The 17,710-nt window shown below is 37.6% G+C and carries 21 protein-coding genes; 16 read left to right on the top strand and 5 right to left on the bottom strand.

Annotated elements, in window-relative coordinates:
* Positions 1–27: 27 nt before the first annotated feature.
* The 6 genes from KYH19_RS09470 (at position 28) to KYH19_RS09495 (ending at position 4,151) form a co-directional block, all read left to right on the top strand.
* Complete coding sequence (locus KYH19_RS09470) at positions 28–618, top strand: DUF6580 family putative transport protein (RefSeq protein ID WP_219078499.1); 591 nt, start codon at positions 28–30, stop codon at positions 616–618.
* 120 nt (positions 619–738) lie between these two features.
* Positions 739–1,671 (top strand): ABC transporter substrate-binding protein, encoded by a 933-nt coding sequence (locus KYH19_RS09475; protein WP_219078500.1) that lies wholly within the window; start codon positions 739–741, stop codon positions 1,669–1,671.
* A 5-nt stretch (positions 1,672–1,676) separates the two neighbouring features.
* The gene (locus tag KYH19_RS09480; RefSeq protein ID WP_219078501.1) at positions 1,677–2,363 is read left to right on the top strand and encodes a Sir2 family NAD-dependent protein deacetylase; all 687 of its coding nucleotides are present in this window, start codon (positions 1,677–1,679) and stop codon (positions 2,361–2,363) included.
* Positions 2,353–3,078 carry a diphthine--ammonia ligase gene (locus KYH19_RS09485; RefSeq protein ID WP_219078502.1) on the top strand — a complete coding sequence of 242 codons (726 nt, stop codon included), beginning with the start codon at positions 2,353–2,355 and terminating at the stop codon, positions 3,076–3,078. Before KYH19_RS09480 ends, KYH19_RS09485 begins: the two co-directional genes overlap by 11 nt.
* A gap of 130 nt (positions 3,079–3,208) precedes the next feature.
* Positions 3,209–3,718: a YMGG-like glycine zipper-containing protein gene (locus KYH19_RS09490; RefSeq protein WP_219078503.1), complete on the top strand. Its 510-nt coding sequence runs from the start codon at positions 3,209–3,211 to the stop codon at positions 3,716–3,718.
* A 94-nt stretch (positions 3,719–3,812) separates the two neighbouring features.
* Positions 3,813–4,151: a Dabb family protein gene (locus tag KYH19_RS09495; protein WP_219078504.1), complete on the top strand. Its 339-nt coding sequence runs from the start codon at positions 3,813–3,815 to the stop codon at positions 4,149–4,151.
* 517 nt (positions 4,152–4,668) lie between these two features.
* On the opposite strand, the gene KYH19_RS09500 is transcribed toward KYH19_RS09495, so the two are convergent.
* Positions 4,669–4,920 carry a hypothetical protein gene (locus KYH19_RS09500; protein ID WP_147230439.1) on the bottom strand — a complete coding sequence of 84 codons (252 nt, stop codon included), beginning with the start codon at positions 4,918–4,920 and terminating at the stop codon, positions 4,669–4,671.
* A gap of 15 nt (positions 4,921–4,935) precedes the next feature.
* Positions 4,936–5,625, bottom strand: coding sequence for a DUF3291 domain-containing protein (locus KYH19_RS09505; protein WP_219078505.1), 690 nt, complete (start codon positions 5,623–5,625; stop codon positions 4,936–4,938).
* Positions 5,626–5,754: 129 nt separating this feature from the next.
* Between KYH19_RS09505 and KYH19_RS09510 the strand changes: the two genes are divergently transcribed.
* From KYH19_RS09510 to KYH19_RS09545, 8 genes are all read left to right on the top strand, one after another.
* Positions 5,755–6,234, top strand: coding sequence for a GAF domain-containing protein (locus KYH19_RS09510; protein ID WP_219078506.1), 480 nt, complete (start codon positions 5,755–5,757; stop codon positions 6,232–6,234).
* Positions 6,235–6,247: 13 nt separating this feature from the next.
* On the top strand, positions 6,248–6,853 hold the full coding sequence (locus tag KYH19_RS09515) for a DNA-3-methyladenine glycosylase (RefSeq protein WP_219078507.1): 606 nt from the start codon (positions 6,248–6,250) through the stop codon (positions 6,851–6,853).
* Positions 6,854–6,906: 53 nt separating this feature from the next.
* Positions 6,907–7,395, top strand: a complete 489-nt coding sequence (locus KYH19_RS09520; RefSeq protein ID WP_219078508.1) for a pyridoxamine 5'-phosphate oxidase family protein — start codon at positions 6,907–6,909, stop codon at positions 7,393–7,395.
* Positions 7,396–7,460: 65 nt separating this feature from the next.
* Positions 7,461–8,750 carry a kynureninase gene (gene kynU / locus KYH19_RS09525; RefSeq protein WP_219078509.1) on the top strand — a complete coding sequence of 430 codons (1,290 nt, stop codon included), beginning with the start codon at positions 7,461–7,463 and terminating at the stop codon, positions 8,748–8,750.
* 12 nt (positions 8,751–8,762) lie between these two features.
* The gene (locus KYH19_RS09530) at positions 8,763–9,623 is read left to right on the top strand and encodes a bestrophin family protein (protein ID WP_132397696.1); all 861 of its coding nucleotides are present in this window, start codon (positions 8,763–8,765) and stop codon (positions 9,621–9,623) included.
* Positions 9,623–10,525, top strand: a complete 903-nt coding sequence (locus tag KYH19_RS09535) for a histone deacetylase (RefSeq protein ID WP_219078510.1) — start codon at positions 9,623–9,625, stop codon at positions 10,523–10,525. The genes KYH19_RS09530 and KYH19_RS09535 overlap by 1 nt, the downstream gene beginning before the upstream one ends.
* Before the next feature lie 42 nt (positions 10,526–10,567).
* Positions 10,568–11,251: a pseudouridine synthase gene (locus KYH19_RS09540; protein ID WP_219078511.1), complete on the top strand. Its 684-nt coding sequence runs from the start codon at positions 10,568–10,570 to the stop codon at positions 11,249–11,251.
* A 38-nt stretch (positions 11,252–11,289) separates the two neighbouring features.
* On the top strand, positions 11,290–12,024 hold the full coding sequence (locus KYH19_RS09545; protein ID WP_219078512.1) for a hypothetical protein: 735 nt from the start codon (positions 11,290–11,292) through the stop codon (positions 12,022–12,024).
* Positions 12,025–12,478: 454 nt separating this feature from the next.
* Here the strand turns inward: KYH19_RS09545 and KYH19_RS09550 are convergent, their stop codons facing one another.
* The 3 genes from KYH19_RS09550 to KYH19_RS09560 all read right to left on the bottom strand — a co-directional run bounded on the left by KYH19_RS09550 (position 12,479) and on the right by KYH19_RS09560 (position 15,748).
* Positions 12,479–13,849 (bottom strand): MATE family efflux transporter, encoded by a 1,371-nt coding sequence (locus tag KYH19_RS09550; protein WP_219078513.1) that lies wholly within the window; start codon positions 13,847–13,849, stop codon positions 12,479–12,481.
* Between the two features lie 773 nt (positions 13,850–14,622).
* A complete protein-coding gene (locus KYH19_RS09555; RefSeq protein ID WP_132397706.1) occupies positions 14,623–15,252 on the bottom strand; it encodes a helix-turn-helix domain-containing protein in 630 nt (209 codons plus the stop codon).
* Between the two features lie 10 nt (positions 15,253–15,262).
* Complete coding sequence (locus KYH19_RS09560; RefSeq protein WP_121284831.1) at positions 15,263–15,748, bottom strand: PaaI family thioesterase; 486 nt, start codon at positions 15,746–15,748, stop codon at positions 15,263–15,265.
* 324 nt (positions 15,749–16,072) lie between these two features.
* Here KYH19_RS09560 and KYH19_RS09565 point away from each other — a divergent pair, with 324 nt between their 5' ends.
* Both KYH19_RS09565 and KYH19_RS09570 read left to right on the top strand, forming a co-directional pair.
* Positions 16,073–16,279 carry a coproporphyrinogen III oxidase gene (locus tag KYH19_RS09565; RefSeq protein ID WP_219078514.1) on the top strand — a complete coding sequence of 69 codons (207 nt, stop codon included), beginning with the start codon at positions 16,073–16,075 and terminating at the stop codon, positions 16,277–16,279.
* A gap of 102 nt (positions 16,280–16,381) precedes the next feature.
* Positions 16,382–17,614, top strand: a complete 1,233-nt coding sequence (locus KYH19_RS09570) for an MFS transporter (protein WP_219078515.1) — start codon at positions 16,382–16,384, stop codon at positions 17,612–17,614.
* Positions 17,615–17,710 lie beyond the last annotated feature (96 nt).

Here is a 17,710-nt window from a genome sequence, read left to right on the forward strand (position 1 = left end):
TGCCTCATACGTATTAACCAAAATAAAATGTCTCATTTAAAATTTAATCCACGCACCTTAATTTTGCTGTTGATGATATTGGCCATAACGGCATTCCGTTTATTGGTAACATTCAACTCTGATGAATTAAAGTTCGCCAATTTCTCATCAATAGGTGCTGTAGCTTTATTTGGAGGAGCCTATTTTAAAGATAATTTAAAAGCATTTGCCTTCCCGTTATTAAGCTTGTTCTTAAGTGATTTGATTTTATCGGCCACCATCTTTAGCAAATACAGCAGTGGTTTTCTTTATGAAGGCTGGTATTGGACCTATATTGCCTTTGCTTTGATGGTGTTGGTTGGTAGAATAATGCTTAAAAATGTAAGCATAGTAAATCTGTTGGCATCAACCTTAGTTATTGTTTTAATCCACTGGATTGTAAGCGATATTGGTGTATGGTACCATAACCCTGCATATACGCAAGATATTGCCGGTTTTTGGACGTGTTTAGTCAAAGCTATTCCATTCGAGATTAGATTCTTAGAAGGAACTGTGATTTACGGCGCATTACTTTTTGGAGCTTTCGAAATCTTGAAAGTAAAATACCCGGTATTAAAGCTGCAAACGCAAAAGTTATAATTAACTGATTGGTGGCTCACCAAACAAAAAAATAGAAATCCTCTTTTGATTCGATTCAAAAGAGGATTTTTTTTAACTTCGAAAATCAATTCCATTTTACCTATTACATCTTACATCCAAATGAAAGTTGTTTCTTTTTTACCTGCCGCTACCAAAATGATTTACGATATGGGCCTGCAAGAATACCTGCATGGCGTAACATTCGAATGCCCTAAAGAGGCAGTAGATCAGCCAAAAGTTGTCCGCTGTATCCTCGAAGGCAAAAACTATTCAAGTATCGAAATCGATCGCATATTTTCAGCCTCAAAAGCGCAGGGTAAAAGTCTGTATTGGGTAGATGATGAGTTGTTAGAAAGCATAGCGCCCGACGTGGTTTTTACACAGGATATCTGCGAGGTTTGTAATATCGATACCGTTTGTACAGAAACGGCCGTAATGAAGCTAAGCAAACTACCTACGCTGGTTCCTTTATCGCCAAATAACTTACAGGATGTATTCGAATGTGCCATAACCATTGCCAAAGCTTTGGGTAAGGAAGAAGTGGCTTTAAATTACCTCGCAAGCTTACAAAAGAAAACAGATTATATTTTAGATCAGCTTAGGGCTAACCGGGCACCGTTAAAAAGGATCATGCTGATGGAATGGATCGAACCGATCTATAATTGCGGACATTGGATTCCTTTTCAGATTGCTGCAGCTGGTGGTGTTGATATGCTTTCCAACCCTGCTGGTGATTCGATTGTTACTCCATGGGAAAAGATTCTGAAGTACAATCCAGAAGTTTTGGTAATTGCTCCTTGTGGGTTCGATCAAAAAAGAAGTCTTGAAGAAATGGCGCTGCTCACCTCAAAACCAGGATGGGATAATTTAGAAGCCGTAAAGAATAATCAGGTTTATATTGCCGACTTTGATATGTTTACCCAGCCAAGCATTGGTACTTTGGTAGAAGGTATTGAAGCTTTAGCTTGCATGTTCCACCCGGAGATTTTTAAAGCTGATGAAAATATGGCTAAGAAGTTTATCAATTACGCGCAATCACTACAATCAGTGTAATATATATGAAATTAGTTGTGTTAACAGGAGCAGGGATCAGTGCCGAAAGTGGATTAAAAACATTCAGGGATGCTGATGGTTTGTGGGAAGGTTACAATATATATGATGTGGCCACACCCGAAGCCTGGGAAAGAAATCCGGAATTAGTACAGGAGTTCTATAACGAAAGAAGAAGACAGGTTTTAGCTGCAAAACCCAACCATGCCCATCATTTATTGGCAGAACTGGAAAAAGATTTTGATGTAGAAATTATTACCCAAAATATTGATGATTTGCATGAAAGGGCAGGATCAACCAAAGTTACCCATCTTCATGGTGTAATTACCAAATCGCAATCCGATTTAAAATCAGAATTAGTTTATCCCATTACAGGCGCTGAAATTAAAATGGGCGAGTTATGCGAATTCGGTTCTCAGCTCAGGCCCCATGTAGTTTGGTTTGGTGAAGCCGTTCCGATAATAGAAGTAGCGGCTAAACTTTGTAAACAGGCCGACGTATTTGCAATTATTGGTACATCATTAGCCGTTTATCCGGCAGCAGGCCTGATAGACTTTGTGCCATCTGTGATCGACAAATACATCATTGATCCTAAGACACCAGATGTAAAACGTTATAAAAACGTAATCAATATCGAGAAAAATGCAGTCGAAGGTGTTGCAGAGTTAAAAGGACTGTTGTCGAATGCCAGATAAAAAGATTTGTATTTTTAACTGGAGCGGAGGTAAAGACAGTACTTTGGCACTCCACTATGCCTTACTAGACCAAACTATAGAAATCCGTTACCTCATTACCACGGTCACAGAAAAGTACAATAGGGTATCCATGCATGGTGTTAGAGAAGCCCTGCTGATTAAACAGGCTGAAAGCATTGGTATTCCATTGTATCAGATCCGTTTAGGAGAAATGCCTGATATGGAAACCTACGATCGTACAATGAAACAACACCTCACTAAGTTTAAAGAAGAAGGCATCACACACTCTATTTTTGGTGATATCTTTCTGGAAGATTTACGAACATACCGCGAAAACAAATTAGCAGAAATAGAAATTACTGCAATTTTTCCATTGTGGCAGAAAAATACTAAAGAACTAATTGAAGAATTCTTGAATCTGAGCTATAAAACCATCATTGTTTGCACGCAACAAAATCTCGAAAACTTTTGTGGAAAAGTAATCAGTATGGATTTAATTAATCAATTACCTGCAGAAATTGACCCTTGCGGAGAAAACGGAGAGTTTCATACTTTCGCCTTTGAGGGACCAATATTTAGGAAAAAAATCGCTTTTACCATAGTTGAGAAGGTATTCAGAACTTATAATACACCAAAGAAAACGGAAGAAAATGAAGATTCACCATGCTCAACCTCAGCACTTTCCGGCTTCTGGTATTCAGACTTAGTGGAATAATTTTCCATTTTCAAAACATTTTGGCATCATTTTTTCTTTAGTACTGGTAATTAACTAAATCACACATCCATTGAAACCTGTTTAGCGAGGTTAGGTAGCTGAACAAGTGTCATTAAAAAAATTAAAAGTTATGAAAAAGATATTGGTAGTAATCGCATTAAGTTCTTCAGTTTTATTTGCTTGTAACAATAAAGCAAAAGAAGAAGCTGCATTAAAACAACAACAAGCTGACAAGGAATTAGCAATTAAAGCAGTAAAAGACAGTTTAAGATTAGATAGCTTTAAAAAAGCAGAAGTGGCTAAAGCAGAGCAAGAAAAAGAAGCTAAACACCAGGCAGAATTAATAGCAGCCAGAAAGGCAGGAGCAGCGTCGTCAAGATCATCAAGATCGTATGCAAGCTCTGGTGGTAGTTCAAGTGCTGCATACGGTGGTACACAACCAACAGCAAAGAAAAAAGGTTGGAGCGACGCAGCTAAAGGTGCAGTTATTGGTGGTGCAGCAGGAGCAGTTGGTGGTGCTTTAATCGATAAGAAAAAAGGTAGAGGTGCTATAATCGGCGGATTAGTTGGAGCTGGTGGCGGTTATTTAATCGGTAGAGGCGAAGACAGAAAATCTGGTCGGGTACAGCCTAAAAACTAATCTTTTTTAAAAGATATGAAAAGTCCTGATTTACATCAGGACTTTTTTTATGTCTAATAAAAAATGATTAATATATTTAAAGAAAAAAGAACCCATGACAGAAATCCATACCGCTGATAAAGGACAGATTCAACACTTCGTAATGTTCTGGTTAAAACCTCAACTGACTAAAACCGAAATCGCAGATTTCGCCAACTTCTTCGAAAGTTTAAAACCAATAAAATATATTAAAACATTAAGTTACGGCCTGGCGGCTAATACGCCTGTACGCCCCGTAACTGATAACTCTTTTACATACTCTTTAACCATTACATTTGCCAACATTGCAGATCATAACGCGTACCAGGAAGATAAAACACATTTAGATGCGGTAGAAAAATTCTCTCAAAACTGGTACAGGGTAGTAGTACACGATACAGTGGTTTCTGTTTAAAACCCATTTTGTTATTTCGTTTCAAACTGATAAATCTACATTTTAACCACGGATGCACACGGATAAACACAGATTTTATTTAATTGCAGCTTTATCTTGCCTAATGCCTAGAGATTTGTGTTTGATAAACAAAGGAGTTGTGGGGTAGGAACTGGTGATCGTCATTTCGACTGAAGCGCAGCGAATGGAGAAATCTTTAAACTGTGGTAAAAGATTTCTCCACTGCGGTCGAAATGACGACCTTTGCATGGAATTTTATTGAAAGATGTTTTTTACAAAGTAATTCTTGTTTCATCCCAAAATCACTAAACCTCCCATTTATTTGGCTAAATCAAGTGTCAAAATTATATTTTGTATAATAATTCAAAAATCAATATATCAATAACTTATACTGCTTTATCTTAATAAAAACTATCAACACCACATCATTTCAACTCCAAAAACACCCTTAAATTCAGAATATAATTCTGTATACTCATTTAACGTGTTGTAAATCAATAAATTGATTCGATTATTTCTAATATTGATGCCTGTTATATGCTGCTGTAAAGTCGGTGCGCATAATCTTAAATTTAGCGATAACAGTCTGGATAAATTCTTCATCCAAAATTTCGAATACATCATTTACGCCTCCTCCACTCAGGTCAAGCTCAGCCAGTTTATAACTTTGCTCAAAAGTACCCTGTTCAAATTTGATGATGAATTTCTGGTTCATCGAAAAAATGGTAATCTTACATTCCGGATGTGGAAGTTCTGCTACTACTCTCATTTATTTATATTTTATTTACGATTCAATACATACACCATTAAGCGTACCCCAACTATCTATAATAGCGAAACGGGCAAACAACTCTTCATTATACCATTTACGCTCCCTGGTGAGTTTAATAACGTCTGAATGATCGTGTGATTGATAGGCGTAAGCCTTCATGCTTTCAGCGCTTTCCCATATCGAAAAAGTAGCCTGATCAAAAAAGGGATTTTCACCAACTCCGGCAGAAAGAACAAACCCAGGAGCATTTCTCATGGCATTCGCTGCCCGTTTTATATTCTGCCTAAACTCTTTTAATTTATTAAATTTAATAGCTGCGCGGGTGATCACTGCTATTTTACCCTGGTGCTGACTCTTGGTTTTTGAAATTTTAAACGGCTCTATTCCTGACCATAAGCCATGACTGGATAAAGGATTTAGTAAGATGGTAAAACTTTCGATCCCAAAAAAATTAAACCATTTTACAACAAAAGAATTACCATAAAAACGATCACAATCGTTTCTATTATCCCAGGCAGTAAGTACCGCCCAATGCTTATAATCTGGTGCAAGATCTACCTGAGCATCTTTTCCGCTTCCCATTAATTTCCAGAATCTACATGTTTTATTTAGCCATAGCGGCAATCTTAAAACCGCCATGCCGATAAATGCAAAAGGAATGGTTAGGCGATGGAATTTCGTAATGGTTAAGGCTACAATCATTAATTAAATTGATAAGGCTCAAAACTAATAATTTTAGAAATAGGTTGTCGTTCAAATTTTCGTCATTAAATCATCTTTACAGTTGCGTTTGGTAAATCATGATTAACTTTGGCTGTAAACGCAATAAACATGGCAGAAGATTTAACCATTACCCGAAACATATCGAAAGAAGAGCAGTACCAATCTATCATCCCTCAAATTGAGGCATTATTGTATGGTGAAACAGATTTTATAGCCAACCTGGCAAATGTTGCTGCTGCACTAAAAGAACAGTTTGGTTGGTTTTGGGTAGGTTTTTACCTGGTAAAACAGGATGAACTGGTATTGGGCCCGTTTCAAGGTCCGGTGGCCTGCACAAGGATTAAAAGAGGAAAAGGAGTGTGCGGGGCTTCATGGGAGCAGGCAGCAACTATTATTGTTCCTGATGTTGATGCGTTTCCCGGACACATTGCCTGCGCATCTGCTTCGAAGTCAGAAATTGTTTTGCCGCTGATTGTAAATGGTAAAGTGATTGGTGTTTTAGATGTGGACAGTGAAGTGTTGAATAAATTTGATGAGACAGATCAGATTTATTTAGAGCAAGTTATTCATGTTTTGTTAAATAGATAATTTATATCTGATATTGAAATTAAAACCAGAATATTACCTGAATGAGGATGTTGTAGGTCTTGCCAAAGATTTACTCGGTAAGGTTTTGTACACGAAAATCGGTGATGAAATCACTGCAGGAATCATCGTAGAAACAGAAGCCTATTTTGGAATAAAAGATAAAGCGTCTCATGCTTATGGCGGTCGCCGTACCAACCGCACCGAAACCATGTATGGTGCAGGTGGCATTGCCTATGTGTATCTTTGTTATGGTATGCATCATCTTTTTAATGTGGTTACTTCCGTCGAAAATGATCCTCATGCCGTTTTGATCAGGGGTATTGAGCCTTTAGTTGGTGTAGAAATTATTGAAGAACGGAGAAATATGCCTCATACAAAAGGTGCTATTTCTGCTGGACCCGGATCTGCGGCAAAAGCATTAGGGATCGATAAAACCTTTAACGCAAAAAATCTTTCTGGTGATGATATCTGGATCGAAGATCATGGTGTAAAATATAATGAAGAAGATATTGCGGCTACACCGCGTGTAGGTATTGCTTATGCTAAAGAGCATGCTTTGCTGCCCTGGCGATTCTTTGTTAAAGGTAATAAATATGTAAGTAAACCAAATAAGGTTTAATTACCAGAAACATTTTACCGCGCTTCCTGTTGTCTTTATAAAACAAAATAAAGATGAAAAACGAGAAAAATATAGCTATCCTTAAAGAAATGGCCGAAAGTGTAAGAACATGTATGTTTACCACATTTTCTTCATCAGATGAATTTGGAAGCAGACCAATGGGAACTGCGAAAATCGAAGACGATGGTAGTTTGTGGTTTTACACAAATGAATATTCGCTGAAATCAAAAGAAATTTCAAAAGAAAATAATGTATTGCTGGCCTACAGCGATCCATCCAATAATACATACCTTACCGTTAAGGGTAAAGCTGAGCTTGTGGATGATAAAGTTCGCAAAGAAGCGTATTTCTCACCATTTGCGAAAGCATGGTTTCCGGATGGAGTCGAAGACCCAAGATTAATCCTGATTAAAGTTACTCCGGAAGAGGCAGAATACTGGGATGCTTCATCGTCTAAAATTGTTGTATTATTCAGCATTTTAAAAGCAGTTGTTACTGGTGATACGCCAGACTTAGGCAAGCACGATACAATTAAATTTTAAAAGCATTAAATAAATTGAAAAGCAGGATTGGGAACAATGCCTGCTTTTTTTGTAGTTTTGAGCCAATGAATTTCGAAAATAACCTATCATTCGCACAAAAACTTGATGAAGCTGATCAGCTCCGTCATTTCAGGTCTCAGTTCTTATTTCCAAACCACAACGGAAAAGATTTTATTTATCTGTGTGGCAATTCATTAGGGCTTCAACCTAAAGTTGCATCTGAAGTTTTAAAAGGTCAGCTCGATAACTGGGCAAACTATGCTGTGGAGGGATGGTTTGATGGAAACGAACCCTGGATGTTCTACCATAAGGCACTTAAAAAGTTAATAGCCCCGATTGTTGGCGCATTACCAGCTGAAGTTTGCCCGATGAATACTTTGACTGTAAATCTCCATTTGTTAATGGTTAGCTTTTATCAGCCCAAAGGCAAACGCTTCAAAATCATTATGGAAGGCGGAGCATTCCCATCCGATCAGTATGCAATAGAAAGCCAAGTGAGGTTTCATGGTTTTGATCCAAAAGAAGCGATTATAGAGGTTTTTCCAAAAGAAGGCGATGAAATACTCCGCACCGAAGATATCATAGCTAAAATCAAAGAAAATGCAGATGAAATCGCTTTGGTTTTATTTGGCGGGATAAATTACTACACCGGACAATGGTACGACATGGAAACCATTACCAAAGCAGGCCATGAGATCGGGGCAATTGTAGGCTGGGATCTGGCGCATGCCGCAGGTAATGTTCCTGTTAAATTGCATGATTGGGATGTTGATTTTGCCTGCTGGTGCTCATACAAATATCAAAACTCTGGTCCGGGGGGAATAAGCGGAATCTTTGTTCACGAAAAACATTTCAGTAATACCCAATTAAATCGCTTTGCAGGGTGGTGGGGTTACCAGGAAAGTAAACGCTTTAAAATGGAAAAAGGTTTTGTTCCTGAAGCAGGGGCTGATGGCTGGCAGGTGAGCTGTACGCAGGTAATGCCGATGGCCTTGTACCATGCTTCGCTACAGATTTTCGAAAAAGCAGGTTTTATAGCGCCATTAAGAGAGAAAAGTATTACTTTAACTGCTTATCTTGAATTCATTATAAATGAAGTGAATAAGGATTTAGGATTTCAGCAATATAAAATCATTACACCAAATAACCCTAAAGATAGAGGAGCACAGTTATCCATCATTGCCCAGCGTAGCGGTAAGCAAATTTTTGATGGTTTAATGAACAATAATGTACTCGGCGATTGGCGCGAACCCGATGTAATCCGTTTAAGTGCCGTGCCACTTTATAACTCTTATGAAGATATTTACTTAGCCGGACAGGCGTTATTAAAAGTGAGTAAAGATATTTTAACGTAGAAAAGATAAAAAATGATTAACTACAACCCTAAAGACTGGAGTACCTTCATTTTTCATATTGATAAAAGCGACACCTTTAGAAAGCTTTGGCCTTTAATGCTTGGGGTAGCTATATTTTCGGGGCTGGTTGCTTATGCTGAATTGAATTACTTTCAGCTTTCTAAAACGAGTAATGTAACCAATATTGGCATGATGCATAGCTTATTGGGCTTTGTTTTGTCACTTTTGTTGGTTTTCAGAACGAATACGGCTTATGATAGGTGGTGGGAAGGCAGGAAACTGCTTGGATCATTAACCAATGTAAGCCGTAACCTGGCTTTAAAGATTAAGGCACTTAAACTAACTGATGAGGATGTTCGCTTTTTTGAATACGGCATTCCTAAATATGCTTTTGCGCTAAAAGAACATTTAAGAGAAAAAATGTATTTTGGGAAGAACAGCTTATTGATAGAAGTTGAAGAAGGTAAACATGTTCCAAACCAGATAGCAGGTAGTTTAACCAACAGATTCTACGGGTTGTTAGAAAAAGGTTCGATTTCGCAGGAACAGTTTATTGTTCTTTCCAGTGACTTTAATCAGTTTACAGATATCTGTGGTGCTTGCGAAAGAATTAAAAACACGCCAATCCCGTTTTCTTACAGCGCATTTATTAAAAAATTTATTTTTGTTTATGTGATCACTCTACCATTTGGTTGGGTGTTCAGTTTAGGTTATTTTGTGGTGCCAATCGTTCCCTTTATCCTCTATGTATTAGCGAGTTTGGAGCTGATAGCTGAAGAAATAGAGAACCCGTTTGGCTATGATGCGAATGATCTTCCGGTAGATCAGATTTGTACCAATATCGAAAAACATGTAGGAGAGATTTTAGGCTAATGATCAAGATTGCCTGGCATCCTCTTTACGCACACCCTTTACCTGAAGGGCATCGCTTTCCGATGCTGAAATATGAATTGATACCTGAACAGCTTTTACACGAAGGTACGATAGAAGAACAAAATCTATTTAGTTCTGAGCCAGTGAGTGAAGATATCATCTTGTTAACGCATCAACGAACCTATTGGGAGCAACTAAGAGATTTAACACTTTCAGAAAAAGAACAGAGGAGGATCGGATTCCCCTTAAATGCGCAACTCTTAGAACGGGAATTAAGGATTACACAAGGAACAATTGATGCGGCACATTTTGCATTAAAAAATGGAATTGCTTTTAATGTGGCTGGAGGGACGCACCATGCAGGCAGCAATTGGGGAGAAGGATTCTGTCTGTTAAACGATCAGGCAATAACGGCTAACTATTTACTAAATAATGGTTTATCAAAACGCATCTTAATTATTGATTTAGATGTGCATCAGGGAAATGGAACAGCAGAAATTTTTCGAAATGAGCCAAGGGTATTTACTTTTTCGATGCACGGAGATAAAAATTTTCCTTTCAGAAAAGAAGTTTCCAGTCTGGATGTTCCTTTAAATGATGGCGTCCAGGATGAAGAATATCTATCTATTTTAAAATTCAATCTAAAAAAGGCTTTTGAAAGTGCTCAACCAGATTTCGTGTTTTATTTATCAGGAGTGGATGTACTTTCGACAGATAAGCTTGGTAAACTGTCACTCAGCAAAGTCGCATGCAAGGAACGCGACAGATTGGTATTACAAGCATGCAAGGATAAAAACTTACCGGTTCAGGTAAGTATGGGAGGTGGTTATTCTACGGAAATCAAAGATATTGTAGATGCACACTGCAATACCTATCGGCTGGCTTTTGATTTATTTACCTAGGTCATGACGCAAAAACCATAATATCCTTATCTTCGCGGCAATATGTTGGAGATCATTTATCAGGACGAAAATCTAATTGCAATTAATAAACCCCACGGATTGTTGGTGCATCAATCATCAATTGCCAGAGATGCGACCGAATTCGCACTTCAGTTACTCAGAGACCAGGTGGGCAAACACGTTAGCCCGGTTCATCGTTTAGATAGAAAGACGAGTGGAATCCTATTATTTGCTTTTGATAAGGTATCGGAAATCGCTATGCATCAGCAGTTTATGAATACAGAGACTGATAAAAAATATCTTGCTATCCTGCGTGGTTTCACACCTGACACCATGGATATCGACTATCCATTAGCTAAAGAAAACGGAACCATGCAAGATGCTTTCACCTCGTTCATTACCCTTCAAAGATCAGAAGTTGAAGTAGCTTTTGGCAAACATCCAACATCCCGTTACTCATTGGTAGAAGCTACTCCTAAAACCGGAAGAATGCATCAACTTAGGCGTCATTTTAGTCATATCTTACATCCAATTATTGGCGACAGGACGCACGGATGCAACAAACAGAATAAATTTTTTAAAGATCAGTGGGAGATGACCACCATGTTATTACATGCATCTGAACTAAAATTTACGCATCCAATCACTAAAGAAAGAATCCATTTAAAAGCTTGCTTGCACGACGAATTTAAGCGGGTAATGGATTTCATGAAAATGGAACTTTAGCACAATTTTTAACCTCAAAATCTGTTTATATAACATCTATGATTAAATACCTACGTTTTACATTTCCAGTTTTAGCGCTTTTCGCAGCCAGTTGCTCTTCAGTTTATATGCCAAACGTTCCAAATACGCCTATGTTAAGTAAACAGGGTGAATTTAGCGGAGGCGCGCATATTTCTTTAAAAGGTAATGCCAGTGTTAATGGTGCTTATGCTGTTTCGGATCATATTGGTTTATTGTTTAGTGGTTCAAGAATGAACAGCGAAAGAAAAACCAAAGATTTTGGACATAAATTAATTGAGATCGGCGGGGGATACTTTGATACCTTTGGTCCGGATAACAACCGTATTATTGAGGTTTATGCTGGCGTAGGTAAGGGCTGGAGTGACATTACCTTACGCGATTTTAAAAATGATATTCTGATCAGCAGTGAATTGCAGGAAGTAGATTACAGAAAAACGTTTTTACAAGTAAATTACAGTTCGAAAAAGAAAAACAACCTGCGTTTGTTTGGAACCGACTTCCCGATCAATTATGGTACTGCGCTGAGAATTAGTCATATTAAAATGGACCGTTTCTTTTTAAATGGAGTTGTTCAACCAAAAGAAGACAATATTTTCTTTGAACCGGTTTTCTTTACCCGCATGGCGCTGAGCAAAACCTTTCAGTTACAATATACCACAAGCAGTAATATTGGCCTGAAGAACCGCAAATATATGTCTGCAGGAAATTCAATCTTCACCATTGGTGTTGTGGTAAATGTGGGAGGGAAATAGCACCTGCTGTCATTCTGAGCGCAGCGAAGAATCTGTTTTGACTAAGCCTATATTAACTTCAATCTTCTGTTGAGCCTGAGGAAGTCGAAGTATCTACTGTTCCTGGCTAAGGGATTATTCGCTACGCTCTGAATGACAGAATCTATCAGTACGGCCGTCATTCTCGCGCAGGCGGGAATCTTAAAGCGATTGCATTACGATTCCCAATCAAGTTGGTAATGACGATTCCTCGCAGCCTATAGTTCCCTAAAAAATCTGTCATTCATATTGATTTTTATACAATAAATTATCCCTCAGAATGACAATTAAATAATCTTCAAACTTCTCGTTTTATTACTTATTCTCTTCGTTCCATCCGATAGCTATCGAATGGAGCGAAGCGAAATGAATAATCTATCCATAAGAAATTCTGTTTGATAGATTTCTCCACTGCGGTCGAAATGACGAATTTTATCTAAGGATGCATCTGCTCCATCTTCAAACTTCTCGTTTTGTTTTGGAACCTTAAAAACAATAGGATAGAGGCTGTTAATAATCCTAAGGTTAACCCATACCAAATACCATTAACGCCTAAGTTAAAATGAAATCCCAATACATAACCAATAGGAATTCCAACTACCCAATAGGCTAAAAAAGTAATAAAGGTTGGAATGTTGACATCTCCTATGCCACGTAAAACGCCTAATCCCACGACCTGGGTACCATCAAATAATTGAAAAAAGCCTGCAATAATTAATAGTTGTGCTGCAATAGGAATTACTGCTGCATCTTCGGTATAAATAAAAGGCATGATGTTGTTGGCTAGTACAAAAATAACCGCAGTACAACACATAAACAATAAAATAACGTGATAACTGGCTATAGCAGATTTACGTAAATCGTCAAAATTTTTCTTTCCAAAGTTATTTCCTGTTTTAATGGTCGCTGCAGAAGCTACACCACTGGCAATCATATAAGTCATTGCGGCTAAACTAATGGCGATTTGATGTGCAGCCTGTTCTGTTGCACCAATCGTACCAATAAGCACTGCTGCCCCACTAAAAGCACTGATTTCGAAAGAGTATTGCATGGCAACCGGCATTCCGATCTTTGCAATTTTAATTGCCCTTATTTTATCAAAAAACGTGGCTTTAAAACTCGTCAGGTACTTTTTAAAGTACTGTGAACGTAAAACGTAAAAACACATTACTGTAGCCATTAAAATCCTGTCAATTAGAGTACTTAAACCTACTCCGCTAACACCCATCGATTTAATGCCGAACATTCCTTTAACGAAAATAATTCCCAGGATGATATTGAGTGCATTTCCCCAGATCGAAACGAACATCGCCTGTTTGGTAAAACCTAAGCCCTCAGCAAACTGTTTAAAGGTCTGAAAAATCAATAATGGAATAATTGAAATTGATAAAAGATTCAGGTAGGGTTTTGCATAGCGTACTACCTCAGGGGTTTGTTCAAGTCGATCGATGACAAAAAATATCCCCAATTGAACCAGTACATATAAAAATATGCCTATACAGATATTAATGATTAAACTGTTTGACAGAAGTTTTCCGCATTCATCGTAATTCTGCCGACCGTTTTCTTGTGCTATGAGTGGCGTTAAACCATAAGAAATACCCAATCCTATTACTAAAATAAGCATGAATATGCTATTAACCAGCGAAACAGCAGCCAATTGAATAGTATCCGTAAAATGACCTACAATAATACTATCAGCCATGTGTACCAAAGTATGACCAACCTGAGAACCTACAATTGGCAGCGCCAAATGAAGATTTTCTTTGTAATAGGGTTTATACCTGGTGTAAATTTTAGAAAACATAAGATTGCAAAGGTCGCGTTTTTAAAGCTCAAAAAGTAGGGATGTAGAAAAGTTAATCTCTAACGGTCGTCCTTTCGACTGAAGCAAAGCGGAATGGAGAAACCTAAAGAGATAGATTTTTCTTCCGAATTTCAGAGGCTGTGCTTCAGTCTAGATGACGTGGCACGAGAAATCGTCATTCCCAACTCAATTGGGAATCTTAATGCAATAAGCGTAAAGATTAAGATTCCCGCCTGCGCCTATCGTGTGGACACATCTTTTTGAGTTTAATTTTTTAGGCGTTTTGCTAGCTTCCTTAAATAACCCATTGTTTTAACCGAAGAACGCCGTCAATCCCAAGGGCCGGAGAAATCAAAAAAACAGGTGCAGAATAGAACAAATAGCATTGCCAAACCTAAAACGCAGTGGTTTTGTGTTCATAAACGCTAATTTAAAGTTTTAAAGAAGTATTGAACACAAAACGAAGTGCCGCTGTTTTTTTGATGTGTATAGGATTGTGTAAAAGGCCCATTGCTGGATTGACAGAGCGCTTTGGGTACTTTGGCGCTCCAAAGTACCATGCCACCGCGGCATAGACAATGCTTGCTTAATTAATGTTTTGGAAATAAATGCCTTTTTATAACTGGAAAGATGCTGAAATAAATTCAGCATGACGACCGCCTTAATGAAGTACTAAAAAAACATATATATAGGTAACAAAAGATGTGTCCACACGATAGGCCTGCGCGGGAATGACGATTTTTCTAATTAAATTCTATTATAATTATATTCAACTACCTAACAGCTGTAAAATACTCTTCCTTTTCTGAAGTATGCGACTTAATTACATTGGTCAGGATTAAATTCACCAATACTTTTTGGGCTTTGCGGTACGAACTGCGTAATAGTTTGCTAAACTCTTTCAGGGTAATTTTTTCATTCTGTTCCAGGTATTCGAGCAGTTTTTTCTCGTTCTCCGAGTAAGAGATTAACACGCCGTCATTTTTATATTCCTGTTTAAGTACTTCAACAATAATCCGACTGGCTAAAATGCTTTTATCATCAATGCGGATATAAGCCCACCATTTTTTTTGATCATCAAGTGCATAATGCGGTTTGGTATCACTTTCAGGAATATTAACTACCAGCACTAATTTATCATCAACATAAATTTCCTCAAAGTAAGGTTCAATCGCAGGCTTACAAAACTGATGTGCAGAAGTTAAAATCATATATTTCTCTTCTTCTTCTGATTTCACACCTTTAATAGATCCATCATCGGCCACACCAATTAATAATTTACCACCTTTATTATTAGCAAAAGCAACCAGACTCTTGGCAATTTTCTCTGTATTGGTAATGGTTTTCTTAAAATCGAGCATAACGCCCTCACCCTGCAAAATTAAACTCTTAATACTCGGCATAATCTAAAAATTAGTAAGCAACTCTGGGCGTTTCGCCCTGATGCAGGTTTCGGATATATACTTCATTCATTACGGTCGCACACAGTTCACCATTCTTATTGGTTATTTCCATGGGGTAAGCCTTTACAAACTTTCCAATGGTTTTTAAGGCATGTTCTGCTTCAGCAAGCATGTCGTCAGTTACTGTTATAGTAAAATATAATGTAGAACGACCAGGTTTTAAATATTGTATAGAGGCGCTCTTTAACCAAACACGTACTTTAAATCCCCGACGTTGCATTAACTGATCAAATAACAAGGCATAAAACGGGTCAGTAGCTGCATAAATAGTGCCTCCAAAAATAGAACCGTTATAATTTTTATTCAGAAAACTCTTGCTAAGCTTAACTGTACAGCTTCTAAATTCATTTTCAAATCTCTGAACCCAAATGCGTTGAAAAAATAGGGGTGGGTAAAAACGCATTACCCATTTAAGGGTATTTTGAGAAATTATCATACTTACTAATATCAGAAAGTTTTATCACCTTTTAAAGTTTTGGCCGTGTTGTTTTAGTAATATTTCAGTAATTTAGATCATGCATGTTATGATCCCCTTAGCGACGCTTTAACAGATTTGGATAGTCGTGGTTATAATTTAATTTTAATTGAAAATATATCTCGAGGCTGCTGAATAAATTAAAGATCCATCACGAATAGCAATTGTTTTATAACATAATCATTTAAAAATCAGCATTATCTGTTAAAAAACATCCTTTTTGAAGAAAAAAAATAAAACCAAATGATTAAAAGGTTGTTAGGATGATAGATAACAATAAAAACTATGAAAAAAATAATCTTAAGTCTTGCTTTTGCGGGTTCTCTTATGATAGCCACATCAGCATGCAATTCGTCAAAAAATATGGCTGGTTCTTCAGACAGCACTAAAACGGATTCGACAACAACGGCACCAATGGATACAACATCTAAAAAAATGCCAGACACGACAAAAATGCCAACTGACACTACAAAAAAGAACCCTACTATGTAGGATCTTAAAAGCCACTCTAACGCAGAGTGGCTTTTATTTTTAAGAATCTATTTTAAATATTTGTGTTATTGCGTATTTTCAGCGTTTAAACCAAATAATTAAATGGATCATCAAGCAAAAACCAACAGCCGTAATGTTATTTTCTTAGTTATCGTAGCCGCCCTGGGCTATTTTGTTGACATTTACGATCTTGTTTTATTTTCTGTTGTAAGGGTAAAAAGTTTTACAGATATCGGTGTTTCTGCAGCACATATGCGTACTGAAGGAGAGTATGTAATCAATATGCAGATGTTCGGCTTATTGCTTGGCGGTTTGCTTTGGGGAATCATAGGTGATAAATTTGGCAGAATCAAAGTATTATTTGGATCAATTTTAATGTATTCGTTAGCAAATTTAGCCAATGGTTTTGCTACAGATGTACACACTTATGCCATCATCAGGCTTATAGCAGGCATCGGTTTGGCAGGCGAGTTAGGTGCAGGGATTACACTTGTTACCGAAACCATGGACAAAGAAAAACGTGGTTACGGCACTATGGTGGTAGCTGGCATTGGTTTACTGGGAGCAGCAGCAGCAGCTACCATCGGCAAACATTTTACCTGGCAAACCTCTTATTTTGTAGGTGGTGGTATGGGTTTGCTTTTGTTGCTCTTACGTGTAGGTACTTTCGAATCGGGTATGTTTAAACATGCTGAGCAAAGTTCAGAAGTTTCGAAAGGCAACTTTTTTATGCTTTTTTCTAACCGGAAGCGGTTTTTAAAGTACCTGGCCTGTATCTGTTTAGGGCTTCCACTTTGGTTTATTGTAGGTATTCTGGTTACTCAATCGCCAGAAATCGGGAAAGCACTGGGTGCAAAAGATTTATTGAATGCCGGCACGGGCATTATGTACACTTACTTCGGTATTGCCATCGGCGACGTAGTATGTGGCTTTTTGGCGCAGGTATTAAAGTCACGCAGGAAAACAGTCCTTATTTTTCAAAGTTTATCAGTGATTACCGTACTCGTTTATTTAAACAGTACAGGTTTAACTGAAAGTAGTTTTATCCTGATCTGCCTGTTTATGGGCTTTGCAGTAGGCTATTGGGCAACGTTTGTAACTATTGCTGCTGAACAGTTTGGTACTAACATCCGCTCAACAGTTACCACCACAGCGCCAAACTTTGTACGTGGGGCATTAATTCCGATTACATTTGCTTTTGAATTTTTTGTACACCGTTATAACATTGTTTCGGCCGGTTTTATTGTCATGGGAATTGTTACCGTGATCGCCATGATTTCGGTCGTCTATTTAAAAGAAAGCTTTAATAAAGACCTTAATTATCTAGAACATTAGTTTTAGGACCAGGGACTAAAGACTCCCAAGACTAACAGCAATGTCAATAAAATGTACTATCTAAACATAAATCAATATAGCTGGTTTAATAGGCTT

The sequence above is a fragment of the Pedobacter sp. D749 genome (genome assembly GCF_019317285.1).
In the GTDB taxonomy this organism is placed as follows: Bacteria; Bacteroidota; Bacteroidia; order Sphingobacteriales; family Sphingobacteriaceae; genus Pedobacter.

Bases quoted from the DNA above. Each gene is read 5' to 3' on its own strand.
- KYH19_RS09560 (WP_121284831.1), bottom strand. From the start codon at position 15,748: ATGATAATTTCTCAAAATACCCTTAAATGGGTAATGCGTTTTTACCCA.
- KYH19_RS09545 (WP_219078512.1), top strand. From the start codon at position 11,290: ATGATTAAATACCTACGTTTTACATTTCCAGTTTTAGCGCTTTTCGCA.
- KYH19_RS09505 (WP_219078505.1), bottom strand. From the start codon at position 5,625: ATGATTGTAGCCTTAACCATTACGAAATTCCATCGCCTAACCATTCCT.
- KYH19_RS09540 (WP_219078511.1), top strand. From the start codon at position 10,568: ATGTTGGAGATCATTTATCAGGACGAAAATCTAATTGCAATTAATAAA.
- KYH19_RS09500 (WP_147230439.1), bottom strand. From the start codon at position 4,920: ATGAGAGTAGTAGCAGAACTTCCACATCCGGAATGTAAGATTACCATT.
- KYH19_RS09535 (WP_219078510.1), top strand. From the start codon at position 9,623: ATGATCAAGATTGCCTGGCATCCTCTTTACGCACACCCTTTACCTGAA.
- KYH19_RS09565 (WP_219078514.1), top strand. From the start codon at position 16,073: ATGAAAAAAATAATCTTAAGTCTTGCTTTTGCGGGTTCTCTTATGATA.
- KYH19_RS09520 (WP_219078508.1), top strand. From the start codon at position 6,907: ATGAAAAACGAGAAAAATATAGCTATCCTTAAAGAAATGGCCGAAAGT.
- KYH19_RS09470 (WP_219078499.1), top strand. From the start codon at position 28: ATGTCTCATTTAAAATTTAATCCACGCACCTTAATTTTGCTGTTGATG.
- KYH19_RS09550 (WP_219078513.1), bottom strand. From the start codon at position 13,849: ATGTTTTCTAAAATTTACACCAGGTATAAACCCTATTACAAAGAAAAT.
- KYH19_RS09480 (WP_219078501.1), top strand. From the start codon at position 1,677: ATGAAATTAGTTGTGTTAACAGGAGCAGGGATCAGTGCCGAAAGTGGA.
- KYH19_RS09490 (WP_219078503.1), top strand. From the start codon at position 3,209: ATGAAAAAGATATTGGTAGTAATCGCATTAAGTTCTTCAGTTTTATTT.
- KYH19_RS09570 (WP_219078515.1), top strand. From the start codon at position 16,382: ATGGATCATCAAGCAAAAACCAACAGCCGTAATGTTATTTTCTTAGTT.
- KYH19_RS09530 (WP_132397696.1), top strand. From the start codon at position 8,763: ATGATTAACTACAACCCTAAAGACTGGAGTACCTTCATTTTTCATATT.
- KYH19_RS09555 (WP_132397706.1), bottom strand. From the start codon at position 15,252: ATGCCGAGTATTAAGAGTTTAATTTTGCAGGGTGAGGGCGTTATGCTC.
- KYH19_RS09485 (WP_219078502.1), top strand. From the start codon at position 2,353: ATGCCAGATAAAAAGATTTGTATTTTTAACTGGAGCGGAGGTAAAGAC.
- kynU (WP_219078509.1), top strand. From the start codon at position 7,461: ATGAATTTCGAAAATAACCTATCATTCGCACAAAAACTTGATGAAGCT.
- KYH19_RS09475 (WP_219078500.1), top strand. From the start codon at position 739: ATGAAAGTTGTTTCTTTTTTACCTGCCGCTACCAAAATGATTTACGAT.
- KYH19_RS09510 (WP_219078506.1), top strand. From the start codon at position 5,755: ATGGCAGAAGATTTAACCATTACCCGAAACATATCGAAAGAAGAGCAG.
- KYH19_RS09495 (WP_219078504.1), top strand. From the start codon at position 3,813: ATGACAGAAATCCATACCGCTGATAAAGGACAGATTCAACACTTCGTA.